Below are 15,618 nucleotides of genomic sequence, written 5' to 3'. Positions count from 1 at the left end.
GGCCAAGGAGTGGTGACATGGATGCATGGGATGCGTTCGGACGCGCGATGCCTGGAGACCGGCGACAGGGGCTGTCGATGCCTGTCGCTGAGCTACCCGACTCGTCGCCGCCGGTTCAGTGGTCTGAGCTCTCTGCGCGGTCGGGGCGTAACGAGAAGCCAGGCCTGCTGGTCGGTGCTGTCGGCTCAGGGCTGCTCTCGGATCCGGGCGAGCTGCGGATCGCGTTGGAGGACACGTGGACGACGTGTGAGTGGCCTGGCCGAGTCGCCGAGTATGACCTGTGGCTGACCCTGTTCGACATGGCCGTCGAGGAAGGCACATTCCTCGACGAGACGGAACTGCATCCTGTGGCGGCGCTACCGGAGTCGCTGCAGCTGTACCGGGCAGCCGCCCCGGGTTACAAGCAGGGTCTGTCGTGGACAACGAGTTTCGAGCGGGCGCTCTGGTTCGCGACCCGCCTGGGATGGGCGGCGGGCACGACGCACCGGATCTACGAGATGGATGCCCCACGAGAGAGCGTGCTGGCCAGCTTCCACACCACCCGCGGCGAGCACGAGTACGTCCTTGACATCCGACGGATCGATGCCGACGGCATGCGGGAGGTGCTCCCCGAGGAATGGGAGTACCTCCTTGCCGCGGTAGGAGGCGACACCGCTCCGTGATCGGCCCTTCCGTGCCCCCTGCTCAGGCCTCGGTGCGGACAGCGTGCTTGCGCTGACGGCGTTCGCGGAGCCGGATGCGGGCGAGGAGGACGAGGCTCCAGGGGCCGAATATGAGGAACTTCAGGGCGTTGTAGAAGAAGAGCAGGAACGGCAGGTAGAGCCACTCGGTCCAGCCGTGCTGGACGAGCACGGCGCAACCGACCGCCGCAGCCAGGTACGCGACGCCGAGGAGCATCGCGGGCACGCCCCAGCGCAGCCATTCCCGGGTGCGCAGCCGGTTCAGGAGCCGGTTGGTGGGCGCGTATCGCTGCAGCAGGGTGTGGGTGCGGACGCTGAGGTTCCACAATCCGGTGAACATTTCGGACCTCTTTCAGCACAGACGGATAGCCGATTGGCGACGTCGCAGGCCTGTGCTGGTGGGTCTCCCGATGGCGAGAGGGTCTTCCGCCCAGATTGCGATTCGCTGGGTCGGACATCTGTGTTCCTGCTCACTACCAGGATACGACCGTGCGTCGACAACCACCACCCCTTGCAGGGACTTTGGCGACCTCGTCGTAGGTCAGCGTTGCGGTGCGTCCCTGCCCGCGCTCGGGGCGATCGGTGTGTGCAGGTTGGGGTCGTCGGTGCCGGTGCGGAGAATCTCGAGGTGCGCGCTGGCGCGCCGGTAGTCCAAACGCTGGGTGTCGTTGTCCGGGTCGAGGCCGAGTGGGTCGGTGCCGGTGATGCGCCACCGGTCGCGGTAGGCCGCGACCACCCGCAGCGACGCCTGCTGCTGGCCGTTCCGTGGCTCGGGCAGCCCGGTCAACCAGGGCTCGTGCTGGTCGCGGGCGCGGTCGAGGACGGCCTGGGCGCGCTGCTCGATGAGATCCTCACGCTCGTCCAGCCCCGCCCGGTCGTCGGGGCCCATGGTGCCCTGGGCGCGTGGGATGAGGCCGGCGATCAGCCCAGGCCGCGGAGGCGCCGCGGGCTGGTAGCGGTCCGCGAGGCGGGTGACCCGGTGCCTCAGCAGGGAGCCGACGTCCTCGACGTTCTCCAGCCTTCCGGCCCGGACTACCGCGGTGAGGAGCTGCTCGACGCGGTGGCCAGAGGCTTCAAGGCGGCGCAGCTCGGCGGCGAGCACGCCGAAGGACTCCGCATCCGCAAGCTCGCCCAGCTGCTCGCTGGTGAGTCCGGCCTGGGTGAGGACGGTGAGCCACCGGTTGGCTTGGGCTTCGACGGCGATGGTCTCGTACTCGGCGGCGAGCTGCGCGATCGAGGAGGCGTCCTCGTGCTCCTGCTCGATCATCTCGTGGACGGAGACCTCGACCCCGGTGTGCTGCACGATCCCGTACAGCACCGACCGGCCGCTCATCTCCAGGTCGTCCCGGTACTGGTGCTGCTCGAGGTGCGCCTGATCGGTGGCGACGTAGACATGGTTCGCCTCGCGCCCGCGGGTCATCGACACGTACAGGCTCTCCCGAGTCATCTCCGGGGAACGCACGATCGCATGCGCAGTTTCCACCGTCGACCCCTGCGCGCGATGGGCTGTGACCGCGTAAGCGAGCTCGAGCTCGTCGGCAACGTAAGAGGCCGGCAGCGTGATCGTGGTGCGCCATTTCGAGTTCTCGCGGCGCACGGTGACCGATCCGTCCTCCCGGGTGCCGGTCACGATCCATCGGTCGCCGTTCTTCACCCAGCCCCGGCCGAGCGCGAGCCGCCGCTCATTGCGTCGGGTGACAACCACGTCTCCGCGGGAGGCGTGGTTCCCGTCGTGCAGGGTCACACCGGGGTCATCGACGACTTCACCGGTGGCGATGCGGTCGAGGCGAGCGCGGGCGTTCAGGGCGGAGACGGTGTCGATGGTCTCCGCGATCAGCAGCGACGCCTTGCCTGCTCGCTGATCGGCCCGCCACGCCTGGTAGGCCTCCTCCAGGATGTCGTCGTAGTCGCCGTCATGCACCCGATCCTGGGCGATGTACTCATCTATCGCATCGGCGTCGCCGAGCCGCAGGGCCAGGGAGGTGCGCTTCTCCCAGGCATGCCGGAAGCGGTGCAACTCGGCCAAGCGCGCCGCGTCCGGGCGGTCGCGGACGATCAGACCGAACGCCCCGCCCGCGTCGACCGCCGAAAGCTGGTGCGGGTCGCCGACCAGGAGGATCTTCGCTCCGACCTCTCTGGCGTGGGCGGTGAGCTGATCCAGGGCGAGCGTGCCGGCCAGCGAGGCCTCGTCGACGATGAGCAACTGCCCGGCCTGCAGGTCCCAGGCGCCGCGACGGTGCTCGAACAGCCACTTGGCCGTGTTCTCCGTCTGGATCCCCAGGTCTTCACCAAGCACTGTTGCGGCGGCGGCCGACGGCGCGAGCCCGACCACGCTGCCCGCGCCGTGCTCGGTCTCCCAGGCGCGGCGCAGGGCCTTCATCGTCGACGTCTTCCCGGACCCGGCCGGGCCGACCAACACGTCCAGGACACGGCCGGAGACCCCGATTCGGCTGATCGCCTGCTCCTGATCGAGCGACAGCACCGGCTCACCCGGCGCCGCTGGGGTGCGGGCCGCATGCTCGAGCGCCTGCAGCGTGACGGTCGGTGCCTCGCGGCTGCGGGACGCGGCGAGGAGCCGGTCCTCGGCTTCGAGGAGGTCCGTCGAGGAGTACACGGTCGCGTGCAGAGGCCGGAACGCGCTCGATCCGTCCGAGCGCCGGAACCGCTCCGGCGTGGAGACGAACTCCGGTGGGGTCAGGGCGAGGGAGGCCTGCTCGGCGGCATCGGTGATCATCCCGACGATGGCGTCACGGTCCTCGGCCGAGGCGAAACGCCACGGCATGGACTGCCGGACCGCTTCGGCGTGGAGGTTCCACCGCCGCCACGTCGAGCGGCGGTCGGCTACCGTGGCGACCACGATCTCCGCGAGCTCGGTGATCGTCTCCGCCGGGAGGTCATCGGCCCGCAGCAGCGGCTCCAACTCCGTCCCTGCGAGCATCTCCCGCGCCCAGGCCACCGGGTCTGCCTCCAGCGTGGCCTCGGCTCGTTCCCGCCAGCGGGCGGTGAGGTCGGCCAGGGAGTGGTGCTCCTTCTCGGGGCGGGTCTCCAGGGCGGCCTGCTGGCGGATCTGCCACAGCACCTTCGACGACGGCTGGCGTCCGTACTTGGCCACGTACTCATCGACCAGCCGGTCCTTAGCTTCCTCGATGTCGCGGGTGCGGGAGGAGAACTCGTCCATCAGCTCCTGCGGGACGCCGGCGATCTCCCACGCCGTCGACCGGCCCGGCCCCCGCTCCCGAGCCTCCCACGTCGTCTCCAGGGCACAGGCGAGATGGTCGGACAGGACGGCGTTGTAGTGCTCCGACAGGCCCGTAACCGCGTTGTGCAGGGCACGGGAGTCCAGCGTCCGCCACTTGCCATCGCGAACCGCCTGGACGCGGTTCGCGATCACCAGATGCGTGTGCAGCTGCGGATCCGACGAACGGCTGTCGTAATGGTCATACGCCGCGGCCAGCAGACCCCGAACCTCGACCTGCGCGACCGCCCCCCGCGGCCCGGCAGCACCGACCCGGGTCATCGCGACATCCCGCTCGATCAGATCGATGACATCCGCCATCGCCGCGTGATGAGCCTCCGCGATCAGCGCCTGAGTGCCCGCGTCCGAGACGGCCCAGAGCGTGGAGACGGACTTCGGGACGCTGAAGGTCAAATCGAACCCGGCCACCGGCGCGGCGACCGGCTTCGCGGCCTCCTCCGCCTCGATCCGCGCCGTCTCCGCCGCCCGCGCATCGTCGGTCAGAGGGTCCGGGAGCTGGTCCACGCGGGCCTGGACGCGCTCGCCCTTCGGGACGAATGTGCGGAACGGGCGTCCCAGTGGGGTGTCCGTGACGGGGTCGTGACCGTGTCCGAGGAGCCGCCTGAGCTGCTCCTCGGACACCTCCGCGCCGGGATCGAGGGGCTGCTCCAGGCCGGCCAGTCCCGACCCGTGCCATCGGCCGGGCGGGGTCCCGGTCTGCTCGTAGTAGCGCGTCAGCGCGGCCGCCGCGTCCCGGTCCCCATCCCCGACGACCACGCTGTTCAGCAGATACCGGTAGCCCTGCCCGGCCGTCATCACCCGGATCGAAACCGTCACACCTGGCAGGTGCGCCCTTCGTCTAGGTCGCGGCAGGCTGGTTGCGTCATCCCTTTTTGTCGTATGCTCGACGACTCCGAGCCCGGTCGTCACACGCCTCCTTGGCAGGCCGCGAATCAGGACATCTGGTAGGCGATCGTCGTCATCATCCCGGCTTCCCCGTGGTAGAGGTTGTGGCAGTGGGTGAGCCACCGTCCGGGGTTGTTGGCGTCGAATTCGACGCGGAGGGTCTTGCCGGGCAGGACGATCGAGGTGTCCTTGCGCGGCCCGCCGCCGGGGAGCTGGTAGGTGTGCCCGTGGAGGTGCATCGGGTGCCACATCGTCGTCGAGTTCTTGAACTCGAGCGCGACCCGCTCCCCGTCGGCGACACCGAGGGCGTCGCGCATCGGCTGGCCCATGTCCATGCGCTTGCCGTTGATCCCCCAGTCGTACTTCTCCATCCCCCCGGTCAGCTCGAGCGTGAGCGTCCGGTCCACGCCGCGCTTGGGCAGCCTGACCGCGTCGGCGGCCTTCAGGTCCGCGGCCGCGGCGGGGCTCTTCGTCTGCGGGAGCTTCGCGTTATTCGTGGGTGCGCTGCCCGATCCGGTGCGCAGCACGGCGAGGGCCTGGCCCTGCTTCCCCAGGGCCTCGGCGACGACCGCGAACGCGCCGTCGCCGGCGGTGATGACCGCGTCGTAGCGCTCGCCCATGCCGAGCACGACGCTCTCGGCCTCGAAGGGCTGAACAGGGAATCCGTCGGAGTGGGTGATCGTCAGCGGGTGCCCGGCGACGCCGAACCGGAAGGCGGTGTCGCCGCCGGCGTTGACGACCCTCAGCCTGATCCGCTCCCCGGGCTTCGCCGTAAAGGTCTGCGGGTCGGTGGCCGGCTTGCCGTTGATCAGGTAGAGGGGGTAGTAGACGTCTCCGGCGTCTCCGCCGAGCAGCGGCGAGGTCGCGCCCATCAGGGTGTTACCCATTCTCATCGGCCCCATGTCCATGCCGCCGTGGTCCATCATCCCCTGGCTGAGCTCCTTGAGGACCTCCTCCGGCGTCGCGGTGACGCCGTCGAGCCAGTCGTCCAGGACGATGATCCATTCCTTGTCGTAGTCGGCCTTCTCGTTCGGGTCGTCGATGATCAGGGGCGCGTAGAGGCCGCGGTCGAGCTGCACGCCGACGTGGGGGTGGAACCAGAACGTGCCCGCCTCGGGGAGCGTGAACTCGTAGGCGAACGACCCGCCGGGCTGGACGGGCTCCTGGGTGAGGTTCGGCACGCCGTCCATGTCGTTGCGCAACGCCAGTCCATGCCAGTGGACGCTGGTCGGGTCGGGGAGGCCGTTGGTGAGGGCGACCTTCAGGGTGTCGCCGACGTTGCCGCGCAGCGGCTCGGTCGCGGATGCTCCACGGTAGGCCCAGGTCTTGGCGGTCTTCCCGCCGAGGTCGAGCGTGACGGGCTCGGCGGTCAGCGCGCGCTTCACGACCGCCCCGGTGCTGCGGCGCTTCGCCTCGGCCGCGGTGACCGCGGTGCTGCCGGGTTTGACGAACGAGGTCGTCTTGCTCGTGGAGGTGGAGCTGCAGCCGGCGAGGCCGGCGGCGGCGAACGTCAGTGCGCCGGCGGCGAGGAACTGGCGGCGGTTCAGGGTGGGGTGCATGGGTGATGTCCTTCTGTGTCGATGGTGAGCTGTGCCACAGAATCGACCCGGCGCGCTCGACGATCACGGGTGATCGGACGCGCAGGGCGGCGTAGGCCCTCCGATAAGAGCCAGCGCGATGGAAACACGATGCTGTCGCAGGTTCGGGACAGGGCCATAGACCCTGCCGAGGGCGGTGAGGAGCGCCGGATCGGGGCTCCTAGCTGCTCACGTCCGGTAGATCGACAGCTCCAGGTGCGACAGCGCGAGCCGGCGGGACGTCTCGGGCGGCGGCAACGACAGGACGGCAAAGACGGGTCCGGGCAGGCTCGCGGCGGACGGGACCGGGAGCGCCGGGATGCTCTTGGCCGTGGGCACGGAGACGCAGGTGGAGCCTCCACCGCTGCTCATGGCGTCTGCGCATCCACCGAAGTGGACCGTGCCCTGAGGTCCGGGCGTCGTCGACATCGGGGCGGCGGCCGCCTCGTCGGTCATGCCGGGCGACGTCGTGAACGCGTGACCCGACTGCCCCATGGAAGCCTGGGCCATCGCGGTCATGGGCGCGCTGGCCAGGGCGTGCATGCCAAGGAGGCCGGCGACCAGCAGCGCCGCGAGAGCGATCAGCGGCACCCGGCGCATGCTTCGCCTAGGGTCGGGGATCGCGGTCAGCACGGGTCTTACCCTACCCGGGTGGTGTACCTGGCTCGCAATCGTCACACCCCGGGGGCCGCTGCGGTGACGCGGACGGCCATCTCATCCACGTTCGGCATGTGCTTCTTCACCGACGCCTCAGCCTTGTCCGCCAGGCGGGCCGCCTCGGTCAGTGTCATCGGCCCGGTGCGCAGGATGGCGTCGCCGTGGAGGCGGTGGCCGACCCAGCGCAGCCGCACCCGCTCCACCGACTCGATTTCCTCGAGGTGATCGAGGGCATGCTCGGCGCGGTCGACGAGCTCGGGCTCGATGCCGTCCATGAGCCGGCGTCCGACTGACCGGACAGTGCCCACGAGCAGCACAGCGATCATGGCCGAGATCAGCAGGCCAACGATCGGGTCGGCCTGCGGAAAGCCGAGCAGTACGCCGATCCCGCCGACCACCACGGCCAGCGAGGTGAAACCGTCGGTGCGAGCATGCACACCGTCGGCGATCAGTGCGGCGGAGCCGATCTTTCTACCTACGCGAATGCGGTAGACGGCTACGGCCTCGTTGCCGAGGAACCCGACGATACCCGCGGCGATCACCCAGCCGATGTTCTCCATCGGCCTCGGGTTGATAAGGCGGTCGATGGCCTCATAGGCGGCCACGATCGACGACAGCGCGATCATGAGGACGACAAACAGGCCAGCGAGGTCTTCGGCCCGGTTGAACCCGTAGGTGTACTTCCGTGTGGCGACCCGCCGGGACAGGACGAACGCGATCCACAGCGGCACGGCGGTGAGCGCGTCGGAGAGGTTGTGGATCGTGTCGGCGAGCAGGGCGACCGAGCCGGAGAACGCGACGATCACCGCCTGCACCACTGTCGTGGCGAGCATGAGCACCAGGCTGATCTTCAGCGCTCGGATGCCCTCGGAGTGCGCCTCCATCGCGTCGTCGATCGAGTCAGCGGCATCGTGCGAGTGCGGCACGAAGATCCCGTAGAAGAAGCCCTTGAACCCGGGCGGGGTCGGGTGGGAGTGCCCGTGCTCACCGTGACCATGGGAGTGGCCGTGCCCGTGCGAGTGGTCGCGGTCCTGGGAATGTCCATGGTCGCGCTCGTGAGGATGCACATCCTGCGCGTGGTCGCATGAAGACTGTTCGTGCTCGGCGTCGTGCGGGTGGGCGTGGCTGTGCTGGGTCATGCTCGTTCTCGTTCCTGATGATGATGCGCCGGGGAGTGCCCATCGGAGACGGCGTGCTCGGCCTGGAAGATCGCGTAGGACACCAGTTGCGAGGCGTGCTCGTTCTCCAGTCGGTAGAACACCCGCTGCCCGTCTTGCCGGGTCGACACGATCCGCGCCATCCGCAGCTTGGCCAGGTGCTGGGACACCGCGGCGGGCGACTTGTCCACGATGTCGGCCAGGTGGTTCACCGACAGCTCGTCGTTTGCGCGCAGCGCCAGGATGACCCGCACCCGAGTCGCGTTGGCGAGCAGGCCGAACACCTCGACGGCGAGCTCGACGTACTGGCTGTCCGGGTCGAGTCCGCATATCTGCTTATCTGCGTCCATACGCATATTATTGCACGTCCGCGGTTCCAACCTCACTCGAGCGCGGACGTTCGAGAGGCCGGCGATGCCGTTGCCAAGCCCCGCCGCCTGGCGCACTGTTCTTCGGTTCGCTTGCGAGAATACCCGGTGGGGGTATATGGTTGGTTGTAATGATACCCACTGGGGGTATCACAAACGAGGAGGCAATCGATGGCTGCGAACGAGTACCAGGTGACAGGCATGACCTGCGGGCACTGCGAGATGTCGGTTCGTGAGGAGGTCAGCGAGGTCCCCGGCGTTGAGGACGTCGAGGTCAGCGCACAGACCGGCAAGCTCGTCGTTTCCGGCGCCGGCGAGATCGACGATACGCAGGTCCTGGCCGCTGTCGAGGAGGCCGGCTACTCGGCGGTCCGCGCCGGATGAAGACCCCAGCACGCCTCGGCCTCTACGGCGCTGGCCTGGCGGTCGCGTTCGGTGGAGCCTTCGGGCTCGCCGGCGTCGTCGTCCCCGCCAGCGCCGTGGACGCCTGGGCGAAAGGAACGGGCATGAGCACGCATAGTCAAGGCCACACCAATGAGCAGCAGACGGCCGGCCAGGCGCTGAACGGGGTCTCGCTGAGCGCGGACGGCTTCGCGCTCTCGCCCGTGAAGGCACCGACGGCCACGGGCACCGAGGGCGAGCTGAGCTTCCAGGTGATCGGCCAGGGCGGCCCGGTCACCGAGTTCGAGCGGGAGCACGACAAGGACCTGCACCTCATCGTGGTGCGCAGCGACGGCGCGCAATTCCGCCACGTGCACCCGATGCTGAACGAGGCCACCGGAACGTGGTCGCTGCCCTGGACATGGCAGGAGGCCGGCACCTACCGCGTGTACACCGACTTCACCCCGCCCGGCGAAGGAGCATCGGGGATCACGCTGACCCGTACCGTCCAGGTCGCGGGCGACTACGCTCCCGTCGCCAGCTCCCCGAAGCGGATCGACGAGGTTGACGGGTACACCGTGACCCTCGACGGTGGCCTCGCCGCCGGGTCCACCAGCGAGCTCACACTCTCGGTCAGCCGCGACGGCGAGCCGGTCACGACGCTTGAGCCGTACCTCGGCGCGTACGGCCACCTCGTCGCACTGCGCGAGGGCGACCTGGCCTACCTGCACGTCCACCCTGAGGGCAAGGAGCCCGAGCCGGGCTCGATCGGCGGAGCGGACATCGCCTTTGCCGCCCAGGCCCCGACCGCGGGGCGCTACCTGCTCTACCTGGACTTCCAGGTCGACGGCAAGGTCCACACCGCCGAGTTCGTGGTCGACGCCGGGCACGCCGGCGGCACCCAGGCAGACGACGATTCGCACTCGGGCGGTCACTGACCCCACGGGGCAGGGCCGTCGACGAAGAAGCAACAGGAAAGGACTTGCAGTGAGCACCCAAGCCGCAGCGAACAACCGAACGCCGCTGGTCGCGGACGCCGGCATCGAGCTGGAGATCGGCGGGATGACCTGCGCCTCCTGCGCGAACCGGATCGAGAAGAAGCTCAACAAACTCGACGGCGTCACCGCCACCGTCAACTACGCCACCGAGAAGGCCAAGGTCACTGTCCCCGAGGGCTACGACCCGACCCTGCTGGTCGCCGAGGTCGAGAAGACCGGCTACACCGCCGCCATGCCCCGGCCCCAGGACGCGAATCCGTCGGGCACGACCACGGACGACGGCGAGGCTCCCGATTCGGAGCTGACCTCGCTCAAGCATCGCCTGATCGGCGCGATCGTGCTCACCGTCCCGGTGATCGCCATGGCCATGGTCCCCGCCCTACAGTTCACCTACTGGCAGTGGGCCTCCCTCGCGCTTGCCGCACCGGTGATCGTGTGGGCGGCCTGGCCGTTCCACAAAGCGGCCTGGACCAACCTGCGCCACGGCACCGCGACCATGGACACCCTCATCTCGATGGGCACGACCGCGGCATTCCTGTGGTCGCTCTACGCCCTGTTCCTCGGCACCGCCGGCACCCCGGGCATGACCCATCCCTTCGAGTTCACCATCGCTCCGTCCGACGGAGCCGGGAACATCTACCTCGAGGCCGCCGCCGGGGTGACGATGTTCATCCTCGCCGGCCGCTACTTCGAGAAGCGCTCCAAGCGCCAAGCCGGTGCCGCGCTACGCGCCCTGCTCGAGCTCGGCGCGAAGGAAGTCTCGGTGCTGCGCGACGGGACCGAGGTCAAGATCCCGACCTCCGAACTGGCCGTCGGAGACGAGTTCGTCGTCCGCCCGGGCGAAAAGATCGCCACCGACGGCACTGTGGTCTCCGGGACATCGGCCGTGGACGCGTCCATGCTCACCGGCGAGTCCGTGCCAGTCGAGGTCGCCTCAGGCGACCCAGTCACGGGCGCGACCGTCAACGCCGGCGGCCGCCTGGTTATTCGCGCCACGCGCGTCGGAGCGGACACGCAGCTGGCGCAGATGGCCAAACTCGTCGAGGACGCCCAGACCGGCAAGGCCGCGGTCCAGCGCCTGGCCGACCGGATCTCCGGCGTGTTCGTCCCAATCGTCATCGCCATCTCGGTCATCGCCCTCGGCGCATGGCTCGGTGCCGGATTCCCCGTCACCGCGGCCTTCACCGCCGCCGTCGCGGTCCTCGTCATCGCCTGCCCCTGCGCCCTCGGCCTGGCCACTCCCACCGCGCTGCTGGTCGGAACCGGCCGCGGCGCGCAGATGGGCGTGCTCATCAAGGGCCCGGAGGTCCTGGAGTCCACCCGCAAGGTCGACACCGTCGTCCTCGACAAGACCGGCACCGTCACGACCGGCAGAATGACCCTGGTCGACGCGATCACCGAGCCCGGCACCGACCGCGTCGAACTGCTCCGCCTGGCAGGCGCCCTGGAGGATGCCTCTGAGCACCCGATCGCCCAGGCGATCGCCAAGGGCGCGGTCCAGGAGGTAGGCGCGCTGCCCAGCCCGGAGGACTTCGCGAACATCGAGGGCAAAGGCGTCCAGGGGGTAGTCGACGGCCACGGCGTACTCGTCGGCCGGGAGTCGCTGCTGGCCGACTGGTCCCAGCAACTGTCCACCGACGTCGCCGCCGCCAAGGCCGCAGCCGAGGACGAGGGCAAGACCGTCGTCGCCGTCGGCTGGGACGGAACGTCCCGCGGGATCCTCGTCGTCGCCGACGCCGTCAAGCCCACCAGCGCCGAAGCCATCGCCGGACTGAAGGACCTGGGCCTCACCCCGGTCTTACTCACTGGCGACAACGAGGCCGTGGCCAAGCGGATCGCCGCCGAGGTCGGCATCGCCCAGGTCATCGCCGAGGTCCTCCCGAAGGACAAGGTCGACGTCGTCACCCGCCTCCAGAACGAGGGCAGGGTCGTCGCGATGGTCGGCGACGGCGTCAACGACGCCCCCGCCCTCGCCCAGGCCGACCTGGGCCTGGCAATGGGCACCGGCACCGACGTTGCCATCGAGGCCTCCGACATCACCCTCGTGCGCGGCGACCTGCGGGCCGCGGTCGACGCAATCCGGCTCTCCCGCAAGACCCTCGGCACGATCAAGACGAACCTGTTCTGGGCCTTCGCCTACAACGTCGCGGCCATCCCGATCGCGGCGCTGGGCATGCTCAACCCCATGCTCGCAGGCGCGGCGATGGCGTTCTCGTCGGTCTTCGTCGTCGGCAATAGCCTCCGCCTGCGCGGGTTCCGCAGCGTCGCCACACAGTGACGCCGCAGAACTACTGATCTCCCGCATCGATACACGAAAGGCACCCACCAAGAATGAGCAACGAACACCAGGCACCCGCCAGCTGCTGCAACACCTCCCCCGCATCCGAGGCATCCGCCCCCGAGGCACCTGTCAGCGCCGGTTCCGGCTGCTGCGGCACGGCTGGCGCAGAGCGCCCCGCAGTCGAGCCGGACGGCCGCGACAACCTGCTCGCCGGCGGCGAGGACACCACCACCTGCCCCGTCATGATCGGAAACCCGGTGAGCAAGAAAGAGGCCGAAGCGCAGGGCCTCTTCCGCGACTACGACGGCCAGCGCTACTGGTTCTGCTGCGCCGGCTGCGGACCGACCTTCGACTCCGACCCGGCCAAGTACGCCGCCAACATGGCGTAATCCTCGGGGGGCGTGGGGCCGCGGCACTGAATCGCTGCGGCCCCGCCCCACGAACGAACCGACCCGACGACCGTACCGATCGACGATCACTTGCCCTATACCCCGTGGGGGTATAGGTTGATTGGGTCAGACGAAATGAAGTAGGAGACCACGTGCGAAAGCGCCTTATGACCACCATCGCCGCAGGAGTGCTCGGCGGAGCCCTCGTGCTCACCGGCTGCAGCACCGGAGGGGACCAGGGCCAGGCGAGCCCTTCGGCAACGAGTAGCAGCCAGCATCAGGAGCATGGAAGCGGCAGCTCGAGCAGCGGCGGCGGGATGGAGCACCCGATGGCCGGCGGGCCCGCGCCCGCCGGCATCGAAAAGGCCGCGTCCCCCAAGTATCCGGTCGGCACCCACGTGACGCTCACCGCCGGCCACATGACAGGCATGGACGGCGCGAAGGCCACCATCGTCGGGGCTTTCGACACCTACACCTACGCGGTGAACTTCACCCCCACCACCGGCGGGGAGCCGGTCAAGGACCACAAGTGGGTCGTGCAGGAGGAGATCAAGGACGCCGGGGACCAGCGCCTGGCCGACGGCACCGAGGTCACGCTGGAGGCCGAGCACATGACGGGCATGAAGGGCGCGAAGGCCACCATCGCCTCCTCCACCGACCAGACCGTCTACATGGTCGATTACGAGGCCGACGGCATGACGATGACCAACCACAAGTGGGTCGTCGAGAGCGAGATCAAGCCGGCCTCCTGACAGCCACCGCGAGCCCCACAGGGTCCGCGGCGAGAAAGACACGACCTGACCCGATCGACCCGATCGAGGGGAATAACCGAGGGAAGCGAAGAGCAATGACGGACCCGAACGCGCACCATCATCACCACGAGGCCGTTGCGACCACCGAGCCCGGCCACGGCGGCGACTCGCACGGCGAGCACGAGGGTCACGGCATGGACCACGGCCAGCACGACGACCACGCAGCGCACGGCGGTCATGCCGGCCACGGCGACCACGTGGGCCAGTTCCGCCGGCTGTTCTGGATCAACCTCGTCATCGCGGTCCCGGTGGTGGCGCTCTCGCCCATGTTCGCCATGCTGCTGGGTTACTCGGTGCCCGGCTGGGCGGGCTGGGTCGCCGGGGTGCTCGGCACGGTCATGTACGCCTGGGGCGGCAAGCCGTTCCTCACCGGCGGCTGGAGCGAGCTGAAAACCCGCAAACCCGGGATGATGCTGCTGATCTCGCTCGGCATCACCGTGGCCTTCCTCGCCTCCTGGGCCGCCACCCTCGGACTCGTCGACCACGAGCTCGAGTTCTGGTGGGAACTGGCGCTGCTGATCGTCATCATGCTGCTGGGCCATTGGATCGAGATGCGCTCCCTGGCCCAGACCACCTCCGCGCTGGACTCCCTTGCCGCGCTGCTGCCCGACGAGGCCGAGCGCGTCGACGGTGACGACGTCGTGAAGGTCGATCCCGCCGACCTGCGCGTCGGCGACGTCGTCATCGTCCGTCCCGGCGGCAGCGTCCCCGCCGACGGCACCGTCGTCGACGGCCGCGCCGACATGGACGAGTCCATGATCACCGGCGAGTCACGCCCCGTCACCCGCGGCGAGGGCGAGAACGTCACCGCCGGCACCGTGGCCACCGACTCCGGGCTGCGCGTGGAGATCACCGCCACCGGAGACGACACCGCGCTGGCCGGCATCAACCGGCTGGTCGCCGAGGCGCAGGGCTCCTCCTCCCGCGCCCAGCGCATCGCCGACCGCGCCGCGGCGTTGCTGTTCTGGTTCGCGCTCGGTGCCGCTCTGATCACCGCGGTCGTCTGGACGCTGGTCGGCAGTCCCGACGACGCGGTCATCCGCGTCATCACCGTGCTCGTCATCGCCTGCCCCCACGCCCTGGGCCTGGCGATCCCCCTGGTCGTCGCCATCGCCACCGAGCGCGCCGCCCGAGGCGGCGTACTGGTCAAGGACCGCCTCGCCCTGGAGTCCATGCGCCAGGTCGACGCCGTGCTCTTCGACAAGACCGGAACCCTGACCCGGGGTGAGCCCACCGTCACCGGCGTCGAGCCGACCGGTGACCTGGACACCGACCAGGTGCTGACTCTGGCCGCCGCCGCCGAGGCCGACAGCGAGCATCCCCTCGCCCATGCGATCGTCGCCGCCGCCAAAGAGAAGAGCCTCGCCCTCGAGCCGGCCACCGGGTTCTCCTCCTCGCCGGCAGTGGGAGTCACCGCGACCGTCGCCGGCCAGGAGATCCGCGTCGGCGGTCCCCGGCTGCTCGAGGAGACCGGACAGGACGAGGTCGACGCCGCCGACGCCTGGCGCGCCGAGGGCGCGATCATCCTGCACGTCCTCCGGGACGGCAAGGTGATCGGCGGTCTCAAGCTCGCCGACGAGGTCCGCCCGGAATCCCGCGACGCTGTCGACGCGCTCCACCAGCTGGGCGTCGAGGTCGTCATGATCACCGGCGACGCCGAGGCCGTGGCGGCTGAGGTCGGAAAGGAGCTCGGCATCGACCGCGTCTTCGCCGGCGTCCGCCCGGAGGACAAGTCCGCGAAGGTCGCCGCGCTGCAGCGCGAGGGCAAGAAGGTCGCCATGGTCGGTGACGGTGTCAACGACGCCCCCGCGCTTGCGCAGGCCGACGTCGGCATCGCCATCGGGGCCGGCACCGACGTCGCCATCGCCTCCGCCGGAGTCATTCTCGCCAGCTCCGACCCGCGCTCGGTGCTCTCGGTCATCGAACTGTCGAGGGCCGCCTACCGGAAGATGAAGCAGAACCTGTGGTGGGCCGCTGGGTACAACCTCATCTCCGTGCCGCTCGCGGCCGGCGTCCTCGCACCCGTCGGGTTCGTCCTGCCGATGTCGGTCGGCGCGATCCTGATGTCGCTGTCCACCGTGGTCGTCGCCCTCAACGCCCAGCTCCTGCGGCGCATCGACCTCACACCCCAAGCCAGCACCCGCTCCGTCCTGGAGCGCCAGAAGTGAAGGACACGC

13 protein-coding genes are annotated in these 15,618 nt (G+C 69.4%); 7 read left to right on the top strand and 6 right to left on the bottom strand.

The window, feature by feature from the left end:
* Window positions 1–17 precede the first annotated feature (17 nt).
* A complete protein-coding gene (locus IEW22_RS09955; RefSeq protein WP_188586451.1) occupies window positions 18–662 on the top strand; it encodes a hypothetical protein in 645 nt (214 codons plus the stop codon).
* 22 nt (window positions 663–684) lie between these two features.
* Here the strand turns inward: IEW22_RS09955 and IEW22_RS09950 are convergent, their stop codons facing one another.
* From IEW22_RS09950 to IEW22_RS09925, 6 genes are all read right to left on the bottom strand, one after another.
* Complete coding sequence (locus IEW22_RS09950; protein ID WP_188586450.1) at window positions 685–1,020, bottom strand: sulfate permease; 336 nt, start codon at window positions 1,018–1,020, stop codon at window positions 685–687.
* A gap of 201 nt (window positions 1,021–1,221) precedes the next feature.
* On the bottom strand, window positions 1,222–4,845 hold the full coding sequence (gene mobF, locus IEW22_RS09945) for a MobF family relaxase (protein WP_229742389.1): 3,624 nt from the start codon (window positions 4,843–4,845) through the stop codon (window positions 1,222–1,224).
* 23 nt (window positions 4,846–4,868) lie between these two features.
* Window positions 4,869–6,380, bottom strand: coding sequence for a multicopper oxidase family protein (locus tag IEW22_RS09940; RefSeq protein ID WP_188586449.1), 1,512 nt, complete (start codon window positions 6,378–6,380; stop codon window positions 4,869–4,871).
* A 207-nt stretch (window positions 6,381–6,587) separates the two neighbouring features.
* Window positions 6,588–7,031: a DUF6153 family protein gene (locus IEW22_RS09935; RefSeq protein ID WP_188586448.1), complete on the bottom strand. Its 444-nt coding sequence runs from the start codon at window positions 7,029–7,031 to the stop codon at window positions 6,588–6,590.
* A gap of 41 nt (window positions 7,032–7,072) precedes the next feature.
* On the bottom strand, window positions 7,073–8,194 hold the full coding sequence (locus IEW22_RS09930; RefSeq protein WP_188586447.1) for a cation diffusion facilitator family transporter: 1,122 nt from the start codon (window positions 8,192–8,194) through the stop codon (window positions 7,073–7,075).
* Entirely contained in the window at window positions 8,191–8,562 is a 372-nt protein-coding gene (locus IEW22_RS09925; RefSeq protein ID WP_188586446.1) for an ArsR/SmtB family transcription factor, read from the bottom strand. The genes IEW22_RS09930 and IEW22_RS09925 overlap by 4 nt, the downstream gene beginning before the upstream one ends.
* Before the next feature lie 189 nt (window positions 8,563–8,751).
* On the opposite strand from IEW22_RS09925, the gene IEW22_RS09920 reads away from it, so the two are divergent.
* From IEW22_RS09920 to IEW22_RS09895, 6 genes are all read left to right on the top strand, one after another.
* Window positions 8,752–8,964 (top strand): heavy-metal-associated domain-containing protein, encoded by a 213-nt coding sequence (locus IEW22_RS09920; RefSeq protein ID WP_188586445.1) that lies wholly within the window; start codon window positions 8,752–8,754, stop codon window positions 8,962–8,964.
* The gene (locus IEW22_RS09915; protein ID WP_188586444.1) at window positions 8,961–9,899 is read left to right on the top strand and encodes a hypothetical protein; all 939 of its coding nucleotides are present in this window, start codon (window positions 8,961–8,963) and stop codon (window positions 9,897–9,899) included. The genes IEW22_RS09920 and IEW22_RS09915 overlap by 4 nt, the downstream gene beginning before the upstream one ends.
* A 124-nt stretch (window positions 9,900–10,023) precedes the next feature.
* A complete protein-coding gene (locus IEW22_RS09910) occupies window positions 10,024–12,237 on the top strand; it encodes a heavy metal translocating P-type ATPase (RefSeq protein ID WP_188586482.1) in 2,214 nt (737 codons plus the stop codon).
* Window positions 12,238–12,290: 53 nt separating this feature from the next.
* Window positions 12,291–12,629 (top strand): YHS domain-containing protein, encoded by a 339-nt coding sequence (locus tag IEW22_RS20465; RefSeq protein WP_188586443.1) that lies wholly within the window; start codon window positions 12,291–12,293, stop codon window positions 12,627–12,629.
* A gap of 152 nt (window positions 12,630–12,781) precedes the next feature.
* Window positions 12,782–13,381, top strand: coding sequence for a YdhK family protein (locus tag IEW22_RS09900; protein ID WP_188586442.1), 600 nt, complete (start codon window positions 12,782–12,784; stop codon window positions 13,379–13,381).
* 95 nt (window positions 13,382–13,476) lie between these two features.
* Window positions 13,477–15,609 carry a heavy metal translocating P-type ATPase gene (locus IEW22_RS09895; protein ID WP_188586441.1) on the top strand — a complete coding sequence of 711 codons (2,133 nt, stop codon included), beginning with the start codon at window positions 13,477–13,479 and terminating at the stop codon, window positions 15,607–15,609.
* Window positions 15,610–15,618 lie beyond the last annotated feature (9 nt).

Source organism: Gordonia jinhuaensis (genome assembly GCF_014639795.1).
GTDB lineage: Bacteria > Actinomycetota > Actinomycetes > Mycobacteriales > Mycobacteriaceae > Gordonia_B > Gordonia_B jinhuaensis.
The sequence above is the reverse complement of the archived record's forward strand: the minus strand, read 5'-3'. Positions and strand labels throughout refer to the sequence as shown.